This is a genomic window from Bacillus sp. J33, from assembly GCF_000518885.1.
Lineage (GTDB): Bacteria > Bacillota > Bacilli > Bacillales > Cytobacillaceae > Cytobacillus.
Map to the genome: position 1 here is coordinate 1 of NZ_JAEL01000088.1, position 25554 is coordinate 25554.

The 25554-nt window shown below is 40.7% G+C and carries 22 protein-coding genes, 1 pseudogene and 2 riboswitches; of the genes and pseudogenes, 2 read left to right on the plus strand and 21 right to left on the minus strand.

Annotated features, from left to right (window positions below):
* Nucleotides 1–693: 693 nt before the first annotated feature.
* The 12 genes from L634_RS0121575 to ku form a co-directional block, all read right to left on the minus strand.
* Nucleotides 694–894 (minus strand): cold-shock protein, encoded by a 201-nt coding sequence (locus L634_RS0121575; protein WP_026584233.1) that lies wholly within the window; start codon nt 892–894, stop codon nt 694–696.
* Between the two features lie 156 nt (nt 895–1050).
* Nucleotides 1051–2487, minus strand: a complete 1437-nt coding sequence (locus tag L634_RS0121580) for a DEAD/DEAH box helicase (protein ID WP_034263039.1) — start codon at nt 2485–2487, stop codon at nt 1051–1053.
* 303 nt (nt 2488–2790) lie between these two features.
* Nucleotides 2791–2991, minus strand: a complete 201-nt coding sequence (locus tag L634_RS0121585) for a cold-shock protein (RefSeq protein ID WP_009332508.1) — start codon at nt 2989–2991, stop codon at nt 2791–2793.
* Nucleotides 2992–3217: 226 nt separating this feature from the next.
* Nucleotides 3218–4081, minus strand: coding sequence for a bifunctional 5,10-methylenetetrahydrofolate dehydrogenase/5,10-methenyltetrahydrofolate cyclohydrolase (locus L634_RS0121590; protein ID WP_026584235.1), 864 nt, complete (start codon nt 4079–4081; stop codon nt 3218–3220).
* An 84-nt stretch (nt 4082–4165) separates the two neighbouring features.
* Nucleotides 4166–4248: riboswitch (ZMP/ZTP riboswitch) on the minus strand.
* Between the two features lie 800 nt (nt 4249–5048).
* Nucleotides 5049–5546, minus strand: coding sequence for a hypothetical protein (locus tag L634_RS0121600; RefSeq protein ID WP_026584236.1), 498 nt, complete (start codon nt 5544–5546; stop codon nt 5049–5051).
* Between the two features lie 517 nt (nt 5547–6063).
* The gene (locus L634_RS0121605) at nt 6064–7020 is read right to left on the minus strand and encodes a nucleoside hydrolase (RefSeq protein ID WP_026584237.1); all 957 of its coding nucleotides are present in this window, start codon (nt 7018–7020) and stop codon (nt 6064–6066) included.
* 170 nt (nt 7021–7190) lie between these two features.
* Nucleotides 7191–8855: a glycerol-3-phosphate dehydrogenase/oxidase gene (locus L634_RS0121610; protein WP_026584238.1), complete on the minus strand. Its 1665-nt coding sequence runs from the start codon at nt 8853–8855 to the stop codon at nt 7191–7193.
* Between the two features lie 290 nt (nt 8856–9145).
* Nucleotides 9146–10636: a glycerol kinase GlpK gene (gene glpK, locus L634_RS0121615; protein ID WP_026584239.1), complete on the minus strand. Its 1491-nt coding sequence runs from the start codon at nt 10634–10636 to the stop codon at nt 9146–9148.
* 30 nt (nt 10637–10666) lie between these two features.
* Nucleotides 10667–11491, minus strand: coding sequence for an MIP/aquaporin family protein (locus L634_RS0121620; RefSeq protein ID WP_026584240.1), 825 nt, complete (start codon nt 11489–11491; stop codon nt 10667–10669).
* 178 nt (nt 11492–11669) lie between these two features.
* Complete coding sequence (locus tag L634_RS0121625) at nt 11670–12215, minus strand: glycerol-3-phosphate responsive antiterminator (RefSeq protein WP_026584241.1); 546 nt, start codon at nt 12213–12215, stop codon at nt 11670–11672.
* A 70-nt stretch (nt 12216–12285) separates the two neighbouring features.
* Nucleotides 12286–12945: a phosphatase PAP2 family protein gene (locus L634_RS0121630; protein ID WP_026584242.1), complete on the minus strand. Its 660-nt coding sequence runs from the start codon at nt 12943–12945 to the stop codon at nt 12286–12288.
* Nucleotides 12946–13230: 285 nt separating this feature from the next.
* Nucleotides 13231–14085: a non-homologous end joining protein Ku gene (gene ku / locus L634_RS0121635; protein ID WP_026584243.1), complete on the minus strand. Its 855-nt coding sequence runs from the start codon at nt 14083–14085 to the stop codon at nt 13231–13233.
* A gap of 148 nt (nt 14086–14233) precedes the next feature.
* Between ku and L634_RS0121640 the strand changes: the two genes are divergently transcribed.
* Nucleotides 14234–16072, plus strand: coding sequence for a DNA ligase D (locus L634_RS0121640; RefSeq protein WP_026584244.1), 1839 nt, complete (start codon nt 14234–14236; stop codon nt 16070–16072).
* 16 nt (nt 16073–16088) lie between these two features.
* Here L634_RS0121640 and dapF read toward each other — a convergent pair whose 3' ends face one another.
* The 6 genes from dapF to ribD all read right to left on the minus strand — a co-directional run bounded on the left by dapF (nt 16089) and on the right by ribD (nt 22205).
* Complete coding sequence (dapF, locus tag L634_RS0121645; protein WP_026584245.1) at nt 16089–17072, minus strand: diaminopimelate epimerase; 984 nt, start codon at nt 17070–17072, stop codon at nt 16089–16091.
* A gap of 134 nt (nt 17073–17206) precedes the next feature.
* Nucleotides 17207–18505, minus strand: a complete 1299-nt coding sequence (locus L634_RS0121650) for an NCS2 family permease (RefSeq protein ID WP_026584246.1) — start codon at nt 18503–18505, stop codon at nt 17207–17209.
* Between the two features lie 223 nt (nt 18506–18728).
* Complete coding sequence (gene ribH / locus L634_RS0121655; protein ID WP_026584247.1) at nt 18729–19211, minus strand: 6,7-dimethyl-8-ribityllumazine synthase; 483 nt, start codon at nt 19209–19211, stop codon at nt 18729–18731.
* 14 nt (nt 19212–19225) lie between these two features.
* On the minus strand, nt 19226–20419 hold the full coding sequence (locus tag L634_RS0121660; protein ID WP_026584248.1) for a bifunctional 3,4-dihydroxy-2-butanone-4-phosphate synthase/GTP cyclohydrolase II: 1194 nt from the start codon (nt 20417–20419) through the stop codon (nt 19226–19228).
* 35 nt (nt 20420–20454) lie between these two features.
* Nucleotides 20455–21108 (minus strand): riboflavin synthase, encoded by a 654-nt coding sequence (ribE, locus tag L634_RS0121665; protein WP_026584249.1) that lies wholly within the window; start codon nt 21106–21108, stop codon nt 20455–20457.
* Nucleotides 21108–22205, minus strand: coding sequence for a bifunctional diaminohydroxyphosphoribosylaminopyrimidine deaminase/5-amino-6-(5-phosphoribosylamino)uracil reductase RibD (gene ribD / locus L634_RS0121670; protein WP_026584250.1), 1098 nt, complete (start codon nt 22203–22205; stop codon nt 21108–21110). The genes ribE and ribD overlap by 1 nt, the downstream gene beginning before the upstream one ends.
* Before the next feature lie 151 nt (nt 22206–22356).
* Nucleotides 22357–22550: riboswitch (FMN riboswitch) on the minus strand.
* A gap of 122 nt (nt 22551–22672) precedes the next feature.
* Between ribD and L634_RS0121675 the strand changes: the two genes are divergently transcribed.
* A complete protein-coding gene (locus tag L634_RS0121675; RefSeq protein ID WP_026584251.1) occupies nt 22673–23488 on the plus strand; it encodes an EcsC family protein in 816 nt (271 codons plus the stop codon).
* 23 nt (nt 23489–23511) lie between these two features.
* Here L634_RS0121675 and L634_RS0121680 read toward each other — a convergent pair whose 3' ends face one another.
* From L634_RS0121680 to L634_RS34445, 3 genes and pseudogenes are all read right to left on the minus strand, one after another.
* Nucleotides 23512–24087, minus strand: a complete 576-nt coding sequence (locus tag L634_RS0121680; protein WP_026584252.1) for a TlpA disulfide reductase family protein — start codon at nt 24085–24087, stop codon at nt 23512–23514.
* Nucleotides 24088–24184: 97 nt separating this feature from the next.
* The gene (locus L634_RS0121685) at nt 24185–24973 is read right to left on the minus strand and encodes a hypothetical protein (RefSeq protein ID WP_026584253.1); all 789 of its coding nucleotides are present in this window, start codon (nt 24971–24973) and stop codon (nt 24185–24187) included.
* A 363-nt stretch (nt 24974–25336) separates the two neighbouring features.
* A pseudogene (locus L634_RS34445) lies at nt 25337–25554 on the minus strand (group II intron reverse transcriptase/maturase); the annotation flags it as partial.

Below are 25554 nucleotides of genomic sequence, written 5' to 3' on the forward strand. Positions count from 1 at the left end.
TTGGACAAAGCTCATTGGATTAGCACAACAATGGATAGTAGAACAAAGACAAGCCTAACTTTTTGTTTAGCTGAGCCCTTAAGCTAATTCAGCAATCGGCGGAGCGAACTCTTGACAAACCGAACTTGCCAATGGTTTAAAATGGAAACAACCAAGGGCTTATTTGGTATGCCTTCTTTTGTTCCCTTCGCCCTTGTTAAACAATCCTCAAACCATTGGCGTGTTTGTCAAGAGCGATTGCGGCGCATCTCCATCCAGTAAATAGGAGAGAAACTAACCCTTTAGGTAGTTTTCATAAATCTTTTGACACTACCCTGCTCCCTTAGCAGCTCATACCCTCATTAACCTGAAAAACAAAGTCTCTTTTTTATAAATTGTTGTTTTGACTTAAAAATTCTTCCCGTTGATTTCAGCACGGGGGCACTCAAGCTTTCCTGCGGGGAGGAATGAGAGCCTCCTCGCCTTCACCTGCGGGGTCTCCCACTTTCCTCTCTTCGGAGCAGGACATTGAAAGGCATCCTTGAATAAACACCTCGCCGCAAGAAAATTCGAATGCATTTTCGAGGAGTCAAGTGCCCTCCGCTACATTCAACTTAGTTGGTTAAACTTAGCTGGCCGCCCGAAAAGCAACAAACTTTACGAAAACAGCCAAAATAAAAGAGCCCCTCAGCAAGGGACTCCTTTATTTAACAATTATAACTTTGTTACATTTACAGCTTGAGGTCCACGCTGGCCCTGCTCTATGTCAAAGTTAACTTCTTGGCCTTCATCAAGGGTTTTAAATCCTTCGCTCTGGATTGCAGAGTAATGAACAAATACATCTTCTCCGCCTTCAACTTCGATAAAACCAAAACCTTTTTCTGAATTAAACCATTTTACTTTGCCTGTTGCCATTTTATTTCCTCCTAATATCTATAACTCACAGAGTGGTTATTACCCTGCATTTACTAATATGGGTAAAATACTCAATTTTTATAATAAGATGTTTAAAAAGAACAGGAAAAATCGTATTTATGACTCTTTTCCCCAGCCTTCGAACAAATTAAACACTTACTTGCTGCGATTTTTACTGCGGCGGTCTCTTCCGCCTTTAAAATCTCTTCTGTCTCTTCCGCCTCTGGACCTGTCGCTGTATCTTCTTCCACCGCGGTCACCTTTAGGTTTTCTGACACGGATTGGCTCAACTGCAGTTAATTTAACTGGTGTTACGTCAGGTCCTTTTGTCAGCAACTTCATGGCTGCTGCAAGCAGCGTTACGGAATCAGTATCCTCAAGCAGAGTTTCGGCTACTCGCTTAAAGTCTCCATGCTCCCCTTTATCAATAACCTCCATTAATTTATTGATGGTAGCCTGCTGGTTGCCTTGAACTACATCCTTGAAGGATGGAACTGGCTTTTTGGCCATTTTGCTTTTCGTCACATTTTCAATAATTTTCAGATGGTCAATTTCTCTTGGTGATACAAATGTAATAGCCAAGCCTTTGTTTCCTGCACGTCCAGTACGTCCAATACGGTGCACATAGCTTTCCGGATCCTGCGGAATATCAAAGTTATAGACATGCGATACGCCTGAAATATCAAGACCGCGAGCAGCTACATCCGTAGCAACCATAATATCGATGGTCTGTTCTTTAAAACGGCGGATAACCTGGTCACGCTTGGCCTGGGGAATGTCTCCATGAATGCCTTCAGCGGAATATCCCCTTTTAATAAGTCCTTCCACCACTTCATCAACACGTTTTTTCGTTCTTCCGAAAACAATCGCCAATTCAGGTGATTGAATATCCAAAAGATTGCAAAGCACGTCAAATTTTTGTTTTTCATGGACTTCCATATAATATTGCTCAATATTCTTCACGGTCATTTCTTTTGCTTTCACTTTAACCATTTCAGGTTCCTGCATGAATTTCTCAGCAAGGGACTGAATTCTTTTTGGCATTGTGGCAGAGAAAAGAAGTGTTTGGCGCTCGCCTTTGATTTCACTTAGGATCCGCTCAATATCCTCAATGAAACCCATGTTCAGCATTTCATCTGCTTCATCAAGAACAACCATCTTAATATTGCTTAAACGAATCGTTTTTCTTTCAATATGGTCAATTAATCTTCCTGGTGTAGCAGCAATAATTTGCGGACGCTTTTTAAGCGCACGGATCTGGCGGTTTATGTCTTGGCCGCCATATATCGGAAGTGTGCGGACACCTTTTACCTGTCCAATTCGGTTTAATTCTTCGGCTACCTGGACAGCCAGCTCCCGTGTTGGGGCAAGCACAAGGCCCTGAATGCCCTCATTTATGTCTATTTGCTCCAAAAGCGGCACACCAAATGCAGTTGTTTTTCCTGTTCCAGTCTGAGCCTGGCCGATCATATCTTTGCCCTGCATACCAATAGGAATCGCTTGTGCCTGTATTGGTGTTGGTTCTTCAAACCCCATAATGGAAAGGGCTTTTACTATTTCATTACTTAAACCGAAATCTGAAAAAGTTGTCAAAATAAATTTTCCTCCTTGTATTAAAGCATTTTAAAGACTGTCATATTTTATATGATAACGTTCACTACGTTACTAGGCTTTCCAGTTTGTATCTCTTTTTTACATTTCCAAATGTACTAATTTTAAACTTTATTTTATAAGTGAAGTAACTTTTATAGAAGAAATGAAAAATGTTTTATTCCTAAAAAGCAGTTAATTGGGAAGAATCTGTTTTGAGGAATGCAGAAGTCTACAAAGTGGATGAGTAAAATAACGTAAAAAGGTGATGCATGATTAGACATGCATCACCTCATTTAAGCAAGATTATGCTTTTGTTACGTTAGCAGCTTGTGGTCCGCGGTTACCTTCAACGATTTCGAAAGTTACGTCTTGACCTTCTTCTAAAGTTTTGAAACCTTCAGTTTGGATAGCGGAGAAGTGTACGAATACATCTTGACCTTCTGAAGATTCGATGAAACCGAAACCTTTTTCTGCATTAAACCATTTTACTTTACCTGTGTTCATTTGTGTTGCCTCCCAAAAAATGTTTTTCACTATAATGTACCAATATAAACTTAAACATAAAAAAGTCGCAGCCGCCAGAATGAGGATGAACGATCGCCTACATTTCTTTGCAGCTACGACTACTTATCCAAAAAGTATATAACGAACTTTACAGCGTTAACTTAATAATAAACGACACTCATCTGTAAGTCAATCTTTTTCAAGATCATTTTAAATTAGGGACAAATTAACTATTCGTTCTTCCCTTTAACCTTAATGACTTTTCCGCCGCCTCCACAGTATGCTTTAATAGCATTGAGATCGTGACAGGACCAACTCCGCCTGGCACTGGCGTAATCGCGAAAGCCTTCCGAAGGCAGCTTTCATAATCCACATCGCCAATATTGCCCTTATTATAGCCGGCATCCAAAACAATGGCGCCTTCTTTAATCCATTCGCCTTTAATGAAGTTAGGCTTTCCCACAGCAGCTACAACTATATCAGCCTGCTGAAGGATTTGCTGGAGATTCCTGGTATGCGAGTGGCATGTAGTTACAGTGGCATTGCGATTGAGCAATAATGCAGATACTGGTTTTCCCAGAATTGGACTCCTGCCTACAACTACAGCATGCATACCTTCAGCATTAAACTTATAATAGTCCATAATTTCGAGAATAGCAGCTGGAGTACAGGATGGATATTCACCAAATCCGAAGGCTGTTTGCCCATAACCCGAACTTGTAACACCATCAACATCTTTTTCAATAGCTATTGTTTCAAATGCTTTGCGTTCATCAATATGTCCAGGAACTGGATGCTGTAATAGGATTCCATGGACTGACTGATCCTCATTTAATTCTTTAATCTTCGCAAGAAGATCATCAGTCGTAATATCCTTGGATAAGTGAATACGCTTTGATAGGATTCCCAGCTTTTCGCATGCATTTCCTTTCATCCTGACATAAGTTTCGGACGAAGGGTCATCCCCCACCAATATGGTTGCTAAACAAGGCTGAATCCCCTGCAGCGCTAATTGATCGATTTGATTTTTCAGCTGATTTTTTACATGATTTGCGACAACAATACCATCAAGTATAAGCTTTTTTTCCATGTATAATCCCTCCAACTAGGAAAAGCACATAATGGAAGACGGGCTTTTCCATTTAATTATGAAAAAAGAGACAAGGGTATCCCTTATCTCTGCCCAGACGACCGGCTATACATAGACGCAGCTCCCCAGCGGTTAATTCCGCATTGTCGTCAGTCACTGCGATTTGATTTTACTATTCTTAATAATGCCATCATAACATAAAACACATATATTTCAATAGTTTTATTGTTAAATGTTCGTGTTTGGATGTTTAAATAAGGCCGTTTCCGCTAAGCTTGTTGCTTTTTGGTATGCTAACTGGGGTCTCCCACTCCCTCTCTTCTGAGCAGGAGTCAATTGCCCTCCGCTACAATCAACTCAGCTGGTTAGCCTTAGGCTCTCATTCTTCCCCGCGGAAAGCAAGTGCCCTTTGCTGAAATCAATGGGCAGAATTTATAAGGAATACAACAATTTATGAGTAAAAGAGGCTTAAATAAAATAAGGACAGCATTAAATGCTGTCCTCGATTGATATATTTGAGTGTTACCTTATTTATATTACCTAAAACAATGAAAGCCCTGCCTCTCTTCCATCCTTGCGGCTCCTTGACCGCGCCAGCGGGAATCAGGTAGATCGGTTTCGTATCCGATAAATGCTCTCTGAGATTTTTTTTAAAATGGCAAGAAACTTAACTGAAGTTAAAAATACGGAGAAGTGTCTGGTTTATAGAAGATGATTAAGAAGAAATTCAGCAAAAAGCTGTCCACACAAATTATTTCTTAATTACAAACACATGCTTGCTCTTTCAAAACCTTAAAGAGCTATTAAACATAACAAAAAGCCGGACTTTCACAAAAATGAAGGCTTATGCCCAAATTCATGTGAATTCGCGACTTCATTAATGACCTCAAATACTTCAATACCCATCTTACCTTAATTAAAGGTTATCTGTCAAGAAAAAAACTTGTCACCAACAAAACTGAACTATTTATTCGTTCTCGCCTTTATATTTCGTTACATCAAAATAGTCAGTTGTATCTTTATAATCGTTATAGTCAATATCAAGATCATGAAAAAAGCGGTGGAGCTTAATAAGGGCATCTTTATCTTTTGATCCGGACACTACAGACGCTGCCAAATCGTTTATAGTGGATAAATCCTGCTGCAAATCTTCATTCTCGACTGTTAATTTCTCTAATGAACTTGAAATTAATTCAGCCTGTTTCCGCTGCTTAGACCAACTGACAAAACGTTCTCTCCCCCACCCAAGCGTTTCATTATAAAAAGTGTGGTTGGATGCAATAAAATCCCCTAAATCATTATACATTAAGCCCGAAGCATTTGCCTCTTCATCGGCCGAGCTCTTTTGAACACCTGATGTACCTTGCTCCTTATTTAAATAGACAAGAACACTATATGCTATTGCAATGGCTATGACCATTCCCAATATAGAAAGAGTTCTGTTTATTTGTTTAGATTTTAGCAATGTAAGAGCCTCCATTTATTTAGTTTTGTTTTATATAACTTAATGGACTTTCTGCAGATAAATAGGTAAATCAAACCCAATACATGGGTTTGCCTGCGGATGCCGGTTTCTTTACTATATATATATTTTCGATAGCAGATTTCTCTTTCCTTTATTTTTTATGGATATTTTTGGCTTAATTTAATCTATAGTATTTAGAAAATCAAACATTGGAATGAACATAATCACCAGGCTCTTTTTGATTTTTAACATAGACTCTTTTCTTATAAATTGTGGTTTCTTATTAATTTTGCCCGCTGATTTCTGCTGCGGAGACTAAAGCTGTCCGCGGGGGTGTGATGTGAGCCGTCTCGGCTTCCTGTGGGGGCTCCCACTTCTTTTCCCGCTGGAGTCAATTGGCCTCCGCTCCAATCAACTCAGTTGGCTCACCTTAATTAGCCCTAAAAAGCAACAAACTTTAAGAAAAGAGCGTTCAAAAAAACAAAAAAACCCTTAACACTGTGTGTGAAAAGGGCTCTTACCTTTCATTTTTCTGAGATAGGAAAACTTCCGCAAAATCAATTACAAAACGCTCAACATCAAGTTCCATTGCAATGTTATCTAGGGTGTCTTGCGGCTCTTCTTCAGGCTGGGGCCTAAAGTCTGCAATGCTTTTTCCCTTTGCTTTTCCAAACTGTTCAATCCTCACTCTTCTTTTTATATACTTTACCATATCCGGATTCGTCAGAACACTTAACACGAGGACATCATGAAGGGGGGCACCCTTTATGCCAGGAACAAGCTTCTTATAAGCCTCGAAATAAAAATCATAGGCTGGCTTTATTAGTTCCTTAAAAGGCGATTGAGTATTATTTGCTATAAAATTTATCGTTTCTGGGCTTAAAATAGCTTTATTCGTTACGTTGAGCGGAAATATATAAATATTCTCAGCTTTTTCCAGTACCGAATCCGCAGCAATTGGATCAGCGTAAAAATTCGCCTCCGCCTCTGGAGTAACATTTCCAGGTACAAGAAAAGCTCCTCCCATTAAGTAAAGGGCATTAACACCCTTGTAAGCATCTTTGCCATATAAAATCAGGGGTAAAGCAAGGTCTGTTTGCCTTCCCACTCCGACAATAACAAGATTATTCTTATATTCATTGATGATTTGAATTATTTTATCGATATCATAAACTTCCATGCCTTCGAAATCCTCCGGAGGCTGAATGGGGCCAAGGCCCTCCTCACCATGAATTTCGGGATAAAAAACAGCGGTTTCCCCCGATAGCGGTCCGCTAGCCCCCGCTATAATCGGTATGTCCCCACGCCCTGCAAGCTTTAACAAATAAGCAGTATTATTGATGGACTGCTCTTTTGTTATATTGCCATATGCGCTGACAACGCCAACAATATTTATTTCAGGATGCTGCAAAGCGTACATTAGCGCAAGGGAATCATCAACTCCTGAATCTACGAACATCAACACATTTTGCATGGTCCACCTCCTACTCTATTATATGCCGCAGGGATGTCAGTTTTGTTACTGAATGAATTTTCCTTTTTAAAAATGGCTGTGGTTAAAGCTTGTTGTTGATGATTGGAGAGGAAATCATCAGGCAAATATACCCGAGCCTTAAAAAAGAAAACTCCCCAAAAAGGAGAGTTTTAATTTTGATCTGCAGGCAATACAGCAAACCTTATTTCCTGTTCCAGCTGCTGTTCAAAATTCCTTCTGGCTGATGATTCCCAATTAAATGCATCTGCCATATAAGATATTACCTGATCTTGATAGGACCTGACAGTTTCAATATCAAAAAGAAGTGCTCCGGTTCTGCGGTTAAAAAAGTCTACTGGTGTTGCCGCCATTTCATTCTCTATAGCGTATTTTAATTTTGCCCATATTACAATTGGAAGCCTATACTTTTCCGCTTCATTTCCTTTTTCCTCAATCATTTTAAAGATAGCAGGAATATTTGATCCATACATCTTAACTAAGCGGGCTGATTCATCTTCTGTTAAGCCTAATGCTGCCCCCTTTTCCGTCTGCAAGCGTACAAATTCTTTAAATTTGGCCGACCCTCCAACATTTCCGCCTGATATTGGCAGTGTTTTCGTTATACTGCCGCTATATGTTTTATTAAACTCTTGCTTAAATTTATCTGCAAGCAGATTGACAATGGTTTCGGCCATTTTGCGATAACCTGTCAGCTTGCCGCCGGCAATAGTAAGCAGCCCTGTTTCTGATTCCCAAATTTCATCCTTTCGGGAAATTTCGGAAGGGTCCTTCCCCTCCTCCCAAATGAGCGGGCGTACCCCAGCCCAGCTGGATTCTATATCGTCTTTTGTAATTTTTACGGAAGGAAACATAAATTTAATCGCATTAATGATATACGTTCTGTCACTTTCAGTCATTTTAGGATGAACCGGATCGGAATCATAGAAAGTGTCTGTTGTGCCTATATAAGTTTTCCCATCCCTTGGTATAGCAAAAACCATCCTCTTATCAGGTGTATCAAAGTATACTGCCTGTTTCAAAGGAAATTTTGATTGGTCTATTACTAGGTGTACACCTTTAGTCAGCCGCAGGGTTTTTCCATTTTTTGAACCATCTTTTTCGCGGATAGAGTCAACCCATGGACCAGCTGCATTGACCACTTTTTTCGCCATAATTTCATGCTGTTTGCCTGATAGCTGGTCTATTGCTGCCACACCGGACACTTTTCCATTGCTATCATATAAAAGCTTTTCAACCTTTAAGTAGTTTACAGGCAATGCGCCATTGTCGGCTGCTGCTTTCATTACTTCAATTGTCAGGCGTGCATCATCTGTCCGATATTCTACATAATACCCGCCGCCTTTCAATCCATCTTTTTTAACAAGCGGCTCTTTGGCAAGTGTTTCCCTGGGAGTAAGCATACTTCTGCGTTCAGACTTTTTCACACCTGCCAAAAAGTCATAGACTCTTAGGCCAATCGAAGTGCTGAACTTTCCGAACGTGCCGCCTTTATGCATTGGGAGCAGCATCCATTCTGGTGTAGTTACATGCGGCCCGTTTTCATAGACGATCGCCCGTTCCTTTCCCACTTCCGCAACCATTTTTACTTCAAATTGTTTTAGATATCTTAAACCACCGTGAACCAGTTTTGTTGAGCGGCTGGAAGTGCCTGCGGCAAAATCCTGCATTTCTACAAGTGCAGTCTTCATTCCCCGCGTTGCCGCATCAAGGGCAATCCCTGCCCCAGTAATGCCCCCGCCGATAATCAGCACATCAAATTCCTCGGCTGTCAGTTTATTTATCATGTGTTCACGATTTAAATTTGAAAATGTCATTGATGACTCCTCCTTAATGAAAGGCTAGCTTGTTGTTTTACTACCCTCTATTTGCAGGAAATAAAAAAAAGAGACCACAAAACACATTATCGATTGTCCGATAATGATTTTGTGGTCTCTCCGCATCTCCTGCCGAACTATTAACTTACTATTATTGTATCATACCTACCTTTATTTTGGTACTTTTATTTAGACGCTTTTATTATAAATTATTGTTTATACTTATAAAATTTGCCCGTTGATTTCCTTAGGTGCCACTGAAAAGAAACAAACTTTCCGGAAAAATGCTTTTATTTAAAAGCGATTGCTGCACGAACAGCTTTTTTCCACCCCTGATAAAGATCTGTTCGGACTTCTTCATCCATTGATGGATTAAATGATTTATCAATAGCCCATTGCTCAGCAATTTCTTCCTGTGAATCCCAATAGCCAACAGCCAGACCCGCAAGATAAGCAGCTCCAAGTGCAGTCGTTTCATTGATAGTCGGCCTTTCAACCGGAACATTCAAAAGGTCAGACTGAAAATCCATCAGGAAATTGTTTTTAACTGCTCCGCCATCTACACGCAGTGTCCTTAGTTCAATGCCTGAATCCGCTTCCATGGCTGATAAAACATCCTTCGTCTGATAAGCAAGAGACTCAAGTGTTGCACGGATAAAATGTTCTTTTGATGTGCCGCGGGTTACTCCAAATACCGCTCCGCGCACATCGCTGTCCCAATATGGTGTTCCTAATCCAACAAATGCAGGAACAACGTAAACACCTTCAGTGGAGTCTACTTTTCTCGCATAGCTTTCGCTGTCTTTTGCGTCCTTGATCATTCTCATTCCATCCCTGAGCCACTGAATGGCAGAGCCTGCCACAAAAATGCTGCCTTCAAGCGCATACTCAATTTTTCCATCCAGTCCCCATGCTATGGTTGTTAAAAGGCCATGCTCAGATTTTACCGCTTTTTCACCAGTGTTCATAAGCATGAAGCAGCCAGTTCCATAAGTATTTTTGGCCATCCCTTTCTCAAAGCATGCCTGGCCAAATAGGGCCGCCTGCTGATCTCCCGCAGCCCCTGCAATTGGAATTTCCTTGCCGAAAAAGTGATAGTCGACTGTTTTTGCATAGACTTCAGATGAAGCCTTTACTTCTGGCAGCATCGACTTGGGAACACCTAAAATATCCAGCAGTTCATCATCCCATTTTAAATCATGAATGTTAAACATTAGTGTACGGGACGCATTGGAATAATCAGTTACATGAGCTTTTCCTCCGGATAGCTTCCAGATAAGCCAAGTTTCAATTGTTCCAAATAGCAGATTGCCCTGCTCGGCTTTTTCTCGTGCACCTTCTACGTGATCAAGTATCCACTTAACTTTTGTACCAGAAAAATAAGCATCAATTAGCAGTCCTGTCTTTTCACGGAATAAATCGTTATACCCTTTTTCCTTCAAGCTATCGCAAATTTCGCTTGTCTGCCTTGATTGCCATACAATAGCATTGTAAACTGGGATACCTGTCTCCTTATCCCATACAACCGTTGTTTCACGCTGGTTTGTAATACCGATGCCGGCAATCTGCTCAGGCTTAACTCCTGATTCTGAAAAGACACCAGCTATAACGGATAAAATAGATCCCCAAATTTCGTTAGCATTATGTTCAACCCATCCCGGCTTAGGAAAATACTGGGTAAATTCCTTTTGGGCTGTGTGCACAATTTCACCTTTTTTATTAAATAAAATTGCGCGTGAACTTGTTGTCCCTTGATCCAAAGATAAAATATATTTTTCCATTGTATAGCTCCCCCAACTCTAATTGTAGTTTTATGCTGCCACTCCCGAAGAATCAGCCTCTCCAGACTGCCTTTTACCCAAAACATAGGAAAGAATTAATACTATTATATTAACAGCCAGCACTCCCCATAACATACCGGAAGCCTTTCCATTAAACATAAATTGATAGAATACAGAGCCTAAAGCTCCTCCAAGGATTGGACCTGCCACAGGCACCCACGCATATCCCCAGTTGGATTTCCCTTTTCCAGGAATCGGCAGCAGGAAGTGGGCAATTCTCGGGCCAAGATCACGAGCGGGATTAATGGCATAACCTGTAGTTCCTCCAAGCGACATACCAATTACGACAATAAGCAATCCAACAGCAATGGGATTTAATCCTTCTGTAAATTGATTGGCCCCTATGAACATTAATCCTAATACAAGAATAAATGTACCAATTATTTCACTTAATAGATTAGAGAATGTATGCGGAATTGCAGGACTTGTAGAAAAGACAGCAAGTTTCGCCCCCGGGTCTTCAGTTTCCTTCCAGTGCGGAAGGTAATGCAAGAAGACGATAACGCCTCCTAAAAAACCTCCAAGCAACTGAGCAATGATGTAACCAGGCACATCTGCCCAAGGAAAGTCACCGCTGAGCGCTAAACTAATTGTTACAGCCGGATTTAAATGTGCCCCGCTTATGGACCCAACAGCAAAAACTCCCATCGTAACAGCTAGTCCCCATGCAATCGTGATGACAATCCAACCTCCATTAAACGAAAAGGTCTTCTTTAAATTCGCCCCTGCTACTACCCCTCCTCCAAAAAGTATCAAGATCATTGTTCCAATTACTTCTCCCATAAAAGCAGACATTAAAAATCCCCTTCCCTATTTTGTTGCCGAAAAAAAGGAGATCCACGACAGAATAAACCCTAGAAGGTTAAACTGTGTGAATCTCCTAATCTCCGACACGTGAATTAACTTGTTAAATAGAGTATACAAGCCTATGAAAACGTTGTCAATCCTTTCCTGAAGATATTTTAGGCACTATTTAAGAGAACATTTCCCATAAATCCATTTTAGAGGTAGTAATAGCAGCAGCTCCAGCATCAAGTGCATTCACTACTTCTTCCTTTGAACGTATTAATCCCCCTGCAAAAATTGGCGTATTCAAACGTTCATTTACTTCTTTGATCATCCAGGGCATGGCACCAGGCAATACTTCTATAAAATCGGGTTTAGTTTTCTCGATTAATTTGTAGCTTTTTTCTAAGGCATGAGAATCAATCAGGAATATCCTCTGGACAGCAATAACTCCTTTTTGTTTGGCTTTTAGGATTACGCTTGACTTCGTGGATATTAATCCATACGGCTTAAATTCCTGGCATATATACTCCGTTGCATAGTCATCACTTTTTAATCCGTGAATCAAGTCCACATGATAAATCATTTTTTTCTTATGTTCTTTTGCCATCTGGGAAACATTCCTTAGCTGAGAGATATGCATGTCGAGAAAAACGCCAATTTCAAAAGGGCTTTTCAGGAACTTTTCAAACTCTTTCATGGTTGAGGAAGCCGGCAAAATCTTTTGATTCATTTTTTCCACTCCTGTTTCTGTTATTCATTCTCCCTATGTTATAAGGAAAGCGAATAATTCTCAATACTTCTTATAAATTTTTCCTGAATTCATAATATCGGAATCCAAGAATCATTATAGTCAGCCACACTCCTCCTGCAGCAAATCCGGCAACCACATCGCTCGGAAAATGAACCCCTAAATAAATACGGCTCAGTCCAATGGCTGCAATAAAACATCCCAGAAGCAAGGTCCATGCAGCCTTCCATCGCCTTTTCTTTGCCAAATGAACAATCATATAGGCAAGCGAGCCATAAAATATGAAAGACCCCATTGAATGCCCGCTTGGAAAGCTGAATCCCTGCTCTTCAATCAGCGGCCTGATATCTGGCCGTTCCCTTTTAAAGATCCATTTTAGCAAATAGTTGAAAAGGGCACCGACCCCTGATGAAATAATCATGAAAAATGCCAAAGACCGCTTTTTAAAAATAAATAACAGAATTGATGAGATTATGACAGCTAAAGTCAGCCACTTTACAGACCCCAGAAATGTTATCACATTCATAAATTCAGTAAGCCGCGGGGAAATAAATGCTTGAATGTATCCAATGACCTGCTCATCAAAACGTACGAGCTCGTTCTCCTGCAATTCATCGACAATCTCAATAAAAATATACAAAAAACCGCCAAGGATCGCAGCTGCTGATACAATATAAATCATGTTTTTCAAAGTTAACGTCTTCCAGCTCATATACACAAATCCTTTTTTTAGCTATAAAAGTACCACAAAAGGTCAGCAAGTGAACATGATTTGAGAATTATTAATAAATGATCTACCTTTTCCTATTGCAGGGAACAATATTACGGTATTATTTCCCTTCAGATCTTCTATTTCATTCCCACGGGCACTATTTGGGAGCTCTTCCTCCCTCCAAAGCCCCTTTATGGGCAATACGCTATGTTGCTTTGTGTACATAATCTCAATATGTATAAAAATGCCGATTTTACTTAAAAGAAAATCGGCACTTCTCTTATATTAAGCTTGCTTTTTCACCTTCGTCTTTGTTGCAGCCCGTTTCTTTTTAGCAGCAGGTTTTTTCGCCGCTTCCTTATCAGCAGGCTTTGTTTTATCGATGGAAGCCTGCAGGGCTGCCATAAGGTCTGTCACATTGGTAGCAGGCTCTTTTTCCACCGGTGTAACAATATCTTTGCCAGTCCGCTTGGCTTCAATTAGTTCAAGGAGGGCAGTCCGGTAATCATCATTATATTTTTCAGGCTGGAACTCGGAAGTCAGCTGGTCAATAAGCATGATTGCCGTTTCAATTTCCTTGTCTGTTACTTTATCCTCTGCAGGCACATTTGGAACGTCTGCAGCCTGGCGCACTTCATCTGGATAATGAATGGTTTCCATGACAAGCGTGTTTTCATACACACGGACAACTGCAAGCTGTTCCTTTGAACGAATGATGATTTTCGCCAATCCGACCTTTTCAGAAGTCTCGAGGGCTTTCCTTAGAAGCGAATAAGCCTTCCCTCCTCCATCTCCCGGAGACATATAATACGTACGGTTAAAATATATCGGATCAATTTCCTGCATTTTAACAAAATCTACAATTTCTACGGCCTTGTCTTCATTTTCCTGTTTAAGCTTTTCAAGATCCTCGTCCTCCAACACGACGAACTTCCCTTTTGTGTATTCATATGCCTTTACAATATCCTCATTTTTGATCTCGACCTCACACACAGGACATGTTTTTTCATACTTGATTGGTGAATGGCATTCTTTGTGAAGATTTCTCAGCTTGATATCTTTATCTTCTGTAGCCGCATGCAGCTTTATCGGAATATTAACCAGGCCGAAGCTGATGCTTCCTTTCCACATTGTATGCATAGTAAAACTCCATTCTATTTATGATATATGTATTCTTAATTTGTGTTTCAGCAATTTCGTGCATACCCTCAAAGAATTGGAAACAGAGTAGTTTGTCCGGTAAAAGCTAAAACTAATATGAACAATTAGAAAAGGAGGCCAATCCCAAATGAAACCAATGCTTCCTACACTGACTTTTGATGTGCCTGAAGGTAAAGAATGGCTGTTTGAAACCAAGTATGATGGGTTCAGGGCAATTCTCCACTGGAATCAGGATATATCACTGACAAGCAGGAATGATAAGCCCTTATTGGACTTATTTCCTGAAATAAAAATGTTTCTTGAACAAAACAAAGAAAAGTTCGAACCATTTCTTCCGCTTACACTAGATGGAGAACTGGTCTTTTTAGAAAATGCCTACAAAGCACATTTTGGCTCCATTCAGGTCCGCGGGAGAATGAGATCTGAAAAAAAGATAGCTGAAAAGGCAAAAACAGCTCCATGCCGCATCCTCATTTTTGACGTCTTGATGATTAAAGGAAAAATAATCAGCAATAAAGAGTACCTCTACCGAAAAGAGCAACTGAAAACGCTTTTTACAGAATGTGGTTTGCCCTTAAATCCTGAAGAGAAGAATCCGCAGCTAATGCAATTAATCCCCGCCTATAAGAGCTTTAATGAGTTATGGGAAAAAGTCGTCCTTCATGATGGGGAAGGAATTGTGGCAAAACAGGCTAATAATCAATGGGAAGAAGGCAAGAGATCTTCTTCATGGCTAAAATATAAAAATTGGAAGTATGTATCCTGCTTCATTACCGCTTATGAAAAATCAAATGGCTACTTTTTTGCAGGTGTATACCAGGACAGCAAGATCTTCTCCATCGGGCAATTTCTATTTGGGTTGAAGCCTGATGAAAAACAAGCCTTGTTCCAAATCATAAAAGACAATAAAGCAGACGAAGACAGCCGCTTTATTTACGTGGAACCAGCAATTTGCGTTGACGTCAAATACCTTGAGATCTATGAAGAGCAAATGCGCGAACCCCATTTCCACCAATTTCGTTTTGATCTAAAACCTGAGGATTGCACCTATGGTAAATTTGCTCAGCATCAAAAAAACCTGCCGCCGGAAATAGACATCACACACCCTGACAAATCATTATGGGAAACACCGGCTGTGCAGAAGATCGACTATATTCATTTCTTAAGAGAGATTGCACCATACATGCTGCCATTTTTGAAAAACAGGCTGTTGACTGTAATCCGGTATCCGCATGGCATATTTGGAGAACCGTTTTATCAGAAAAATTGTCCTGATTACGCACCGGAATTTGTGGAAACTCAAATGTCTGAGGGCATCAACTATATCGTTTGCAACAATTTAAAGACTCTTTTATGGCTCGGAAACCAGCTGGCTTTTGAATATCACATTCCTTTCAAAACCATTCAAAGCAAAGGGCCCAGCGAAATTGTTTTTGATTTGGATCCTCCTTCAAGAGATGCATTTCCGCTTGCAATTAAAGCTGCTTTATTTATTAAAGAGGTGCTGGATCACCTGAAGCTGATTAGCTTTGTTAAAACCTCCGGGAACAAAGGGCTGCAAGTATATATTCCCTTGCCTGAGGACACGTATACCTTTGAGGACACCCGCTTGTTCACAGAATTTATAGCCGATTATCTTGTATCCAAAGATCCGGATTCTTTTACAACTGAGCGAATGAAGAAAAATCGGGGCGGCCGCCTATATGTGGATTATATACAGCATGCGGAAGGGAAGACAATAATAGCTCCCTACTCACCAAGAGGAAATAAAGCAGCTACTGTTGCTGCTCCTTTATTTTGGGAAGAAGTGAATGAGCGGTTAACTATGGAAAGATTTCAAATAACCAATTTGATGAAACGCATCAACAGTGACGGTGATCCCTTCCATTCTTATTTCCAGACAAAAGAGATGCAGCCGTTTTCGCCAGTGCTTGACTTTTTAAAACAGCAGAAAAGAAAAGGATAAGGCTTGCTGCCTTATCCTACATCCATTCCTTTAAAAATTGCTGTGCATGTTCCTGGAGCTTGGCGTATTGCTTGATTTCATCATTATATTCCTCTTTTGGGGAAAGTGTAAATTCAACTGGATTTTCCATATTTACATCAGCCTCACATCGGTATACATAGCTAGCGTTCCCGATTAGGTCAATAGACTGCTTGCCATTTTTCTCATGAACAACGCAGCGCACTTTTCCTCCATTATTATAAACCTCTACAGGCTCTTGCATATCATTAAGTCCATTCATGCAAGTTACAAGGGTTGATGCTGACATGGCCGTCCCGCATGCATTGGTAAAGCCGACACCCCTCTCAAAGGTCCGAACATAGATATGACCTTTCTTTAAAGGTTTTATGAAGCTGACATTGACGCCATCAGGGAAGAATTCATTAGGCCCATTCAAATACTCGCTAATATTTTTTTGCAGATCGGACGAGACTTGCTCCTTTTCAACAATTGCAATAAAGTGCGGGTTCGGAACGGACAATGCTGTAAAAGTTAATTCCTCGGAGATTTTGCTGATTTTTTCATTAATTAATGTTTCTTTATCATGATGTAGCGGAAGATCCTTTACTTTGAAAGACACTGGTGAAATCTCAACCAAATAAGTCGGGATATTTTCAAAAATATCTTCCTGCTTTTTCACCTGTAAATCTGCTTTCATCGTCTCGATAATCGCTTCTTCTAAACCTAGAAGTTCACATACATAACGGGCCACACAGCGAAGGCCATTTCCGCACATTGAAGCTTCAGAGCCGTCAGGGTTAAATACACGCATTCTTGCGTCTGCTATCTCGCTTTTTAATACGTACAAAATCCCATCAGCACCCAGGTCAGAACTGCGGTCACATAGTGCTTTTGCAAGCTCCGCCCGCTGATTCTCTGTAAAATCATAAGTGTTGGATATTTCATCTATAATAAAGAAATCATTTCCTGACCCATGGCATTTAATAAGGTCGATTTTCAAAACAAAAACCCCCAAACCTTTTGTAAATAACTTATAGATAAGAGTGCCACAAAATCCATTATTATTCAATAATCGTTTTCTATATTATATTCAAACTAAAAAAGATGCCCTTTACGAGCATCCTTTAAATTATATTAACTTACTACATGAAATACAAAGTTAAACAGGAACAGAGCAGCTATTACGTATAACGCTACAGATACATCCCTGGCTTTTCCAATCGAAATTTTAAGGATTGGATAAAGGATAAAGCCAATTGCGATTCCATCAGCAATGCTGTATGTGAAAGGAATCATAGCGATGATAAAGATAGCCGGGAAACTTTCACTCATGTCCTTTAAATCAAGGTTACGGATATTTTGCAGCATTAGGCCGCCAATTATAATTAAAATGGGAGCTATTGCGCTATTTGGAATTAATTTAATAACCGGAATAAAGAATGCCGAGAGCAAAAACAGCAATCCAGTGGTTACTGTTGTCAATCCCGTCCTTCCACCTGCTGCCATGCTTGCTGCACTTTCAACTGTCGAAACAGTCGGGCTTGTCCCAAAGATACCGGATAATAATGCTGATACCGAGTTAGCCTGGAAAGCGCGCGAAAACTGTTCCGGCCTCTTGATGAAACCTACATGCCCATGAACCAATCCGATATTTTCAAATACTAGAACCATCGTCAACGAAAATACAGCAATCCAAAAAGTAATGGAAAGAATATTATCGAATGACATCGCTCCAAAGACTTCCATATAATCAGGAATCGAGAACGAATCTCCCCCAGTATTTTGCACATCAATAAGGCCGAAAGCCCACGCAATTAAGCTTCCTGCAACAACCGTGATTAAAAAATTGCCCGGCACATTGCGCATGAATAAGATGATTGCAAGAAAGAAGGTTAATATGGTTGCTAGCACCTGCGGATCTCCAAGTTCGCCAAGAGCAATAATGGAATTTGTCCCTTTTTCAACGATTCCGCCTTTTTCAAGTCCGATCAGCATTAAGAAAAGACCCAAACCTACTGTAATCGCCTCTTTGAGTGATTGGGGAATAGATTCGCTTAATGTCTTTGCAAAACGCGAGAACGCTACAAACACAAAGATCAGACCTGAAATAAAGACAACAGCCAATGCTTCCTGCCAGGTGAGTCCCATGGATTGGACCATTGTGTAAGAGAACAAAGCATTTATTCCCATTCCCGGGACAAGAAGGATTGGAACATTCGCCCAAAAGCCCATAATCAAACACCCGACGACCGATGTTAAGATCGTTGCCAGGATTGCGGCTTCCAATGGAATTCCTGCTTCTGATAGAATAAGAGAGTTAACAGCAATAATATAGACAATCGTAAAAAAGCCGATTGCACCTGCCATAACCTCCCTTTTTACAGTTGTCCCATTTGAATCAAGCTGAAAAAGCCGGTTAAACCACTTGTTCATATATTTTACCTATCTATTCAATTAGCCCTCTCCCTACCCGCTCTCCCCGATAAGCTGTACTCTTTCATATCAGGTGAGCCACAAGACAGTATTTTAACAAAAAATATGCTATCTGCCAATAGAAAGGTCAGACATCTATTCAGAAAAAATAAGGCCAGCCATCAGTGGAAGCTTTATCCCGCTGATGGCTAGCCTTCATACTTGAATCCCCGTATTAGGGAACTTACTGGCCGTTAACATCTGATAATTGCTTATACAGGTTACCCATTTCAATTGCACCGACAGCTGCTTCATAGCCTTTGTTTCCAGCTTTTGTGCCTGCACGCTCAATTGCCTGTTCGATTGTATCAGTGGTAAGGACACCAAAAATGACAGGTACACCGCTCTGCATAGCAGTTGCCGCTACCCCTTTTGCCACTTCCCCGCTGACATAGTCAAAGTGTGGCGTTGCTCCCCGGATAACTGTCCCTAGCGTGATAACTGCATCGTATTTTCCTGACTCCGAAAGTTTCTTTGCTGCCAGAGGAATTTCAAATGCCCCAGGTACCCACACAACTGTTACATCCTCTTCATTTACACCATGGCGCTTAAGCGCATCTTCTGCTCCGCTTAAAAGTTTGCCTGTTATGAATTCGTTAAAGCGTGAAACTACAATCGCCATTTTTAATCCTGTTCCTACTAAATGTCCCTCTACTACTTTTTTCATCACTGATTCGCTCCTTAAAATTGTAATAAATGTCCAAGCTTGGTCTTTTTCGTTTTTAAGTAATTTTCATTTTCTGTTTTAGCAGGCATTTGGAGCGGAACGCGTTCCACTACCTCAAGCCCATAGCCGCCCAAACCTGCAATTTTGCGCGGGTTATTGGTTAAAAGACGCATTTTTCTAACACCTAAATCCCTCAGAATCTGAGCACCCACCCCATAATCGCGGAGGTCATCCTTAAAGCCCAGTTTATGGTTGGCTTCAACAGTATCATAGCCTTCTTCCTGAAGCTTATAGGCTTTCATTTTATTAATCAGGCCGATCCCGCGTCCTTCCTGCCTCATATAAAGCAGAATCCCCCGGCCTTCTTGTTCAATTTGTGCCAATGCCGCTTCAAGCTGAGGCCCGCAATCACAGCGGTTCGAACCGAACACATCTCCGGTCAGGCATTCTGAATGAACACGCAGCAATACCGGTTCATCCTCATTTATTTCTCCCTTCACAAGAGCAACATGATCTTTTCCGTCCACTGTGTTTGTATAGCCTACAGCCCTAAAATCCCCATACTCTGTTGGAAGGTGGATTTCCACTTCCCTCTTCACGATAGAGTCATGCTTTAATCGATACTCAATCAATTGCTGTATCGTGATCATTTTTAGGTCAAACTTTTCTGCGACTTTTTCAAGATCATCCACTCTTGCCATCGTTCCATCATCTTTCATGATTTCACAAATAATCCCGGCTGGCTTGGCACCTGCGAGACGGGCAAGGTCGACTGCAGCCTCTGTATGGCCAGCTCTTCTTAACACTCCGCCCTTTTTTGCTACTAACGGAAAGATATGGCCGGGACGGGAAAAGTCAGAAGGGGCCGCATCATCTTCAAGCATCTCTTTAATGGTAAAAGCACGCTCAAACGCACTGATGCCAGTCGTTGTTTTCACATGGTCAATACTTACCGTAAAGGCAGTTCCATGGCTATCTGTATTCACTTCCACCATCGGGTTCAATTCCAGTTTTTCAGCCAGTTCCTCTGTGATAGGAGCGCAAATCAGCCCTCTTCCTTCTTTAGCCATGAAATTGATGGTATCGGGTTTGGCATATTCCGCAATTGCCAGAAAATCCCCTTCATTTTCTCTGTCTTCATCATCACATACAATAATGACTTTCCCTGCTTTTAAATCCTCTATAGCATCTTTAATATCACTGAACATATTAGTGCCCCTCCTTTTCCTTTTCCTTTTGCTTTTTATAAAAAGCCATTTTCCTGCAGGAATTGCTCTGATATCCCCTTTGCAGGCGAAACATTCTCCTTCTGTTTATTCATAAAGGAATATAGATACTTAGCAAGCATATCAAATTCGAGATTGACGATATCCCCCACTGATTTAAAACCGAGTACCGTTTCACTTGCTGTGTGAGGAATAATGGATACGGTAACGGTATTTTCCTCGTTTCCAAAAACCGTCAAGGAAATTCCATCCACTGCTATAGATCCCTTCATAATCAGCAGGTGGGTTAATTCGGCAGGCACAGAAATCTGGATATAGATTGCATTTTCACTCGCTGTTTTCTTTAGTATTTGCCCCGTTCCATCAACATGACCTGTCACAAAATGCCCGCCAAAACGGCCATTTGCTGACATGGCGCGTTCCAAGTTGACTTTTGTACGTTCTTTTATGGCAGATAGCGACGTGCTTTTAAACGTTTCAGGCATAACATCTGCAGAAAATTCTTCTTTGGTAAATTCTGTAACCGTAAGGCATACGCCATTCACCGCTATGCTGTCCCCCAGATGGAGATCAGATAAAATTTTAGTGGCCTGAATCGTCAGTTTCATTGCCTTCCCCTGTTGGACCACTTTTTTCACTGTTCCAAGTTCTTCGATAATTCCCGTAAACATTAATTCATGGCCTCCTTTAGAGGTTTTGCGGTAATTTTAAGATCGCCGCCGATTCTTTCAACTTTTTCAAATTCGAGGACAGGTGCGTTTTTCACATAGTCGGCGCCAATTCCCCCAACAAAAGGAACCGCTTCCTTTCCCCCTATTATTTTGGGTGCCATATAAAGGATAATTTGCTGAAAAGAATTGCTCTTTATAAACGAAGCGTGAACTTCCGATCCGCCTTCAACAAAAAGTGTCATTATATTCCTTTCGCCTAAATCTTGTAAGACTGATTTAATAGCTACGTCTTCGGATGGAAAGGAGATGATTTCCACTCCATATTTTTTTATCTCATCCGCTTTTGATTCTTCTATGCGGGAGCCCGTATAGATGACCGTTTTAACAGCCTGATCACGAATGACATTTGCGTCAGCCGGAATTCTTAAATTTGTATCTAATACAATTCGAATGGGATTTTTTCCGCTTTGGGGCAGCCTGGCGGTTAAAAGAGGATTATCGTGAATGATGGTATTTACTCCTGTTAAAATTGCGTCATGTTCATGCCTTAGCCGATGGACATCCTGCCTGGATTCTGGAGAGGTAATCCATTTGCTGTCCCCGGTTTTTGCAGCCGTTTTTCCATCAAATGACGAGGCTGCTTTAATCGTTACGTATGGTGTCTTTGTTTTAATAAAATGAAAAAATGGCTCATTAAGAGAATCAGCTTTTTCTTGTAATAGGCCGGTTACAACCTCAATGCCTGCATCTCGCATCCTGGCAATTCCCTTTCCTGCTACAAGAGGATTTGGATCCGCAGAAGCTATAAATACCCTTTTAATGCCTGAGTTAATAATTAAGTCTGCACATGGCGGAGTCCTTCCAAAATGGCTGCATGGCTCGAGTGTAACATAGATGTCTGCACCTTTTGCCTTTTCGCCTGCAGCTGCAATGGCATGAACTTCAGCATGAGGAGTGCCTGCTTTCAAGTGAGCGCCCATTCCCAGTATTTCGCCATTCTTAACGACAACAGCTCCAACCTGTGGGTTAGGGCTTGTCTGCCCTTTTGTAGCTGCTGCCAAGTTGATGGCTAACTTCATATAATCATCATGCTGCAACTTTTGTTCAGCCTCCTTCCTTTATGATTTCTCCAGTACCTTCATTAAGTATTTTAAACGGCAAAACCCCGTATACCAAAAAGGTAATACGGGGCAAAATTACATGACGAAATAAGCGTTTAAACCTAACATTTTTAAACGCATTTTGCTATCATTCCTTCTCCCATCCAGACTCTCACTGTCGGCTTTGGACTTTCACCAAATCCACCGTTTTCATTAGAAAAGTGCAAGCGCCTCGTTCTCGAAGCTTAAACTTACTGTCTAATAACAAAACCGGGTCACGGACTAAGAGGGCATACCCTCATCACCGCCGGTTGGGAATTTCACCCTGCCCCGAAGGAAATCCTATTCTATTATAAGAATCTTATCATGAATGGCCGGAATATACAAAGGGAATAGTTTTGAGAAATTGAAACTTTTTTTGTCTCTGTCCGTATATTTACTATCAAGCAAACGAAAGGGATTAAGTGATGGAAACCAAGGAGTTTTTAAGAAATGAGTTAAAAAAATGTGAAGACTGGGAAAAAGAGCAGGGTGACTTATGGTTCTGGGAGAAACTCGGGCGGCTCCCGTTCAAACTAATAGATAAATTCACACCAGAATTTATACATAAAAAGATTGGAGTAATTCTTGATGAGCTAGGGACTTATATTCAATCAGGGGGCAGGTATTTAAGCTCTGTATCTTCCTTATCGAATTATTATCCCAATCATAATATTTATACTTTAAAGGATGTGGAAAGCCTCCCAATATCAATCATGGATAATGCTGCTGAAAGACTGTCCTCCAACCGAAAAAGAGCTGCAGCTCTTCAAGGTGCAAGCACAGGAGTCGGCGGAGTTTTTACCCTTACGATAGATATTCCTCTTTTGCTCGGCATCCAGCTGAAAACCCTTCAGGACATCGCTATCTGTTATGGCTTCGATCCTGCGGATAAAAAGGAAAGAATGTTCATCGTTAAAATTTTGCAATTTGTGTCTTCAGATATCGTCGGAAAAAAAGCCATTTTGCATCAGCTATCCCTGTTTGGCTCAAATGCAGATGAACCCAAAAGAGAAGTCGTTTCTGAGCTGCAGGGCTGGAGGGAAGTAGTGTTTTCCTACAGGGACCAAATCGGCTGGAAGAAGCTTTTTCAAATGATCCCGATTGCCGGATTGCTGTTCGGAGCCTTCATTAACCGTTCTGCTGTAAATGATATCGCTGAAGCAGGAAGGATGCTCTACCGAAAAAGAGCAATCCTTGCCCGTCTGCATCAAGATGAAAAAAAGCCGGAAAGCATATAATAGCTTTCCGGCTTTTCCAATCCTTATGGAAGTTTTCTTATTTCCTTTTCCATATATTCTTCGTTCAATGCTCCCAGAACCTTTCCTCTAATGACGCCATCAGAATCAATAAAGTAGCTCGTAGGATAAGCAAGCACTTCATATTCAGCACCGGCCACCCCTTTTTCGTCCATCGGAATGGTAAATGTAAGGCCGAGTTCTTCAACAAACTTCTTCGCATCCCCACTGTTTTTCTCAGTATTGGTTAGATTAACTGCAACAATATCAAACTTCTCATCTTTATATTTCTTATATAGCTTTTCCATGTGCGGCATTTCTGCCCGGCATGGAGGGCACCAGGTAGCCCAGAAATTCAAAAGGACCGCTTTCCCTCTAAAATCGCTAAGCTTTACCGGATTTCCTTCTATATCTATGAGCTCAAAATCCGGTGCTCGATTTCCTTTTTCCAAACCAACGGGCAGCTCTTCCGGATCTTCTATTTTATCATACTTCTCCATTTGTCCCGCCTGTTCAACTACCCCTTTATCTTTAAGGATCGTTTTATCAACAATAAAAAGCAATAGGACAATAATTGCCGCAGCCAGCAAAAACTTTTTCATTTGGACACCTCTATATCAGTTACTATACCTTCCGTATTTTAGCTAAATCTATCATACTATACGGGGAATAGGGAATCCATCTTTCTGCCTTTGCTTTTTAATGGTTCCTGTATTGAAAAAGACTCGCAAAAATTGCGTAAATCTTGATTTTTTCTTCTGCAGTCACGCCAGCCTCAAAAGAAAGGATAGGAGTATTTGGATCCTTAAAACGATGAGCCCAGTCAAGCGGCATCCACCCTTTTCGAAAACGGGCAATTCGAGTATCGGCCCCTTTATAGACCTGCAAATCAGTATGAAAATAGCTTCTGGGAATGTAGTATTGGCCATTCCTATGCTTATAAATTAGATTAGATCCCTTTTTTTTAAAACTAATTGTTTCTTTTTCCTGCGTATTTCCGTCAAAAATTTCAATTTTTGCTTTCCTGATAATGATTTCTGCTTCAACAGCATCTGCATCATTAAAGATCCCCAGCTTTTTCGGAAATAAACGATCTAAAAAATAGGGCATGAACCATCGTATTTTCCACATGTTTACATCCCTTATTTCCCCTATCTGCATTCCTTGCGGGTTAAAAATAATCATTCGAAGAGAAGGAGCCGGCATGTAGGCAATCAGGGCATCAGACTGTAAAAGAAAACGCATTGCTCCAGTGCCAAAATAGTTACATCTAGTATTCTCGATATCGTCTGCCCTTTGCTTATTCAGCAAAAACATTTGAAAGCACAAAAAGCTATAAACAATAAAAGGAACGGCAATCAGAAGCGGATTGACCCGCTGAGCACTAAGTATTGAATACAACAGAAAAAAAGAAGGAGGAACAAGTGAAGCCAGACTGCCATTCAAAGAAATGTCAGCTGTTTTCCGGTAATATTGCTGGATATTCATTGGTAGGTCTCCCTGCTATTAATATTTCTTCTATAGTATTCTATTAATCAACTCTCGTAAAAATGAATTTTGGCAGAATTTTGCGGGGGATAAATATTGTTGCAGCGGCTGATGAAATGTTTAATTCGATAGAATTTGTAATTTGTTCGCTAATTCTCCTGTTTTATTAAACAGGTTATTGAATTTGTTCGCTGGTTTTAACTGTTTATTCGCTATACTTCCCATTTTATTCGCTAAGCTCACAATTACTGCTTTATGTTAAATAATAAAATAAAGTAGGGAAACCATTCTCATGGCTTCCCCCTTATCAAACCGCACGTGCCCTACTAAGGCATACGGCTTACCCATATGTTACAATGATTATCAAGATGATGCGTTCCAGGCATTCTGCATCTTTTCTAGACGGCGAGGAGTATAATACTCCTTGCCTTTTCTTTTATGTCTTTCTTTTGTTCTTCGCTGTTTTTCTTTTGAATTCTTCTGTATATCTTCGATATACTGCTCGAGGGAGTAGCCCAAGGTTTTGTGTAAGTAAAGCCAGTAAGTTGAGATGAGTCCTATTTTGGCAAAGAACGAATTAT

Bases quoted from the DNA above. Each gene is read 5' to 3' on its own strand.
- L634_RS0121575 (WP_026584233.1), bottom strand. From the start codon at position 894: ATGGCAACAGGCAAAGTAAAATGGTTTAATTCAGAAAAAGGTTTTGGT.
- L634_RS0121585 (WP_009332508.1), bottom strand. From the start codon at position 2,991: ATGAACACAGGTAAAGTAAAATGGTTTAATGCAGAAAAAGGTTTCGGT.
- L634_RS0121590 (WP_026584235.1), bottom strand. From the start codon at position 4,081: ATGGAAAAAAAGCTTATACTTGATGGTATTGTTGTCGCAAATCATGTA.
- L634_RS0121605 (WP_026584237.1), bottom strand. From the start codon at position 7,020: ATGCAAAATGTGTTGATGTTCGTAGATTCAGGAGTTGATGATTCCCTT.
- L634_RS0121610 (WP_026584238.1), bottom strand. From the start codon at position 8,855: ATGACATTTTCAAATTTAAATCGTGAACACATGATAAATAAACTGACA.
- glpK (WP_026584239.1), bottom strand. From the start codon at position 10,636: ATGGAAAAATATATTTTATCTTTGGATCAAGGGACAACAAGTTCACGC.
- L634_RS0121620 (WP_026584240.1), bottom strand. From the start codon at position 11,491: ATGTCTGCTTTTATGGGAGAAGTAATTGGAACAATGATCTTGATACTT.
- L634_RS0121625 (WP_026584241.1), bottom strand. From the start codon at position 12,215: ATGAATCAAAAGATTTTGCCGGCTTCCTCAACCATGAAAGAGTTTGAA.
- L634_RS0121630 (WP_026584242.1), bottom strand. From the start codon at position 12,945: ATGAGCTGGAAGACGTTAACTTTGAAAAACATGATTTATATTGTATCA.
- ku (WP_026584243.1), bottom strand. From the start codon at position 14,085: ATGCATACAATGTGGAAAGGAAGCATCAGCTTCGGCCTGGTTAATATT.
- L634_RS0121640 (WP_026584244.1), top strand. From the start codon at position 14,234: ATGAAACCAATGCTTCCTACACTGACTTTTGATGTGCCTGAAGGTAAA.
- L634_RS0121650 (WP_026584246.1), bottom strand. From the start codon at position 18,505: ATGAACAAGTGGTTTAACCGGCTTTTTCAGCTTGATTCAAATGGGACA.
- ribH (WP_026584247.1), bottom strand. From the start codon at position 19,211: ATGAAAAAAGTAGTAGAGGGACATTTAGTAGGAACAGGATTAAAAATG.
- L634_RS0121660 (WP_026584248.1), bottom strand. From the start codon at position 20,419: ATGTTCAGTGATATTAAAGATGCTATAGAGGATTTAAAAGCAGGGAAA.
- ribE (WP_026584249.1), bottom strand. From the start codon at position 21,108: ATGTTTACGGGAATTATCGAAGAACTTGGAACAGTGAAAAAAGTGGTC.
- L634_RS0121680 (WP_026584252.1), bottom strand. From the start codon at position 24,087: ATGAAAAAGTTTTTGCTGGCTGCGGCAATTATTGTCCTATTGCTTTTT.
- L634_RS0121685 (WP_026584253.1), bottom strand. From the start codon at position 24,973: ATGAATATCCAGCAATATTACCGGAAAACAGCTGACATTTCTTTGAAT.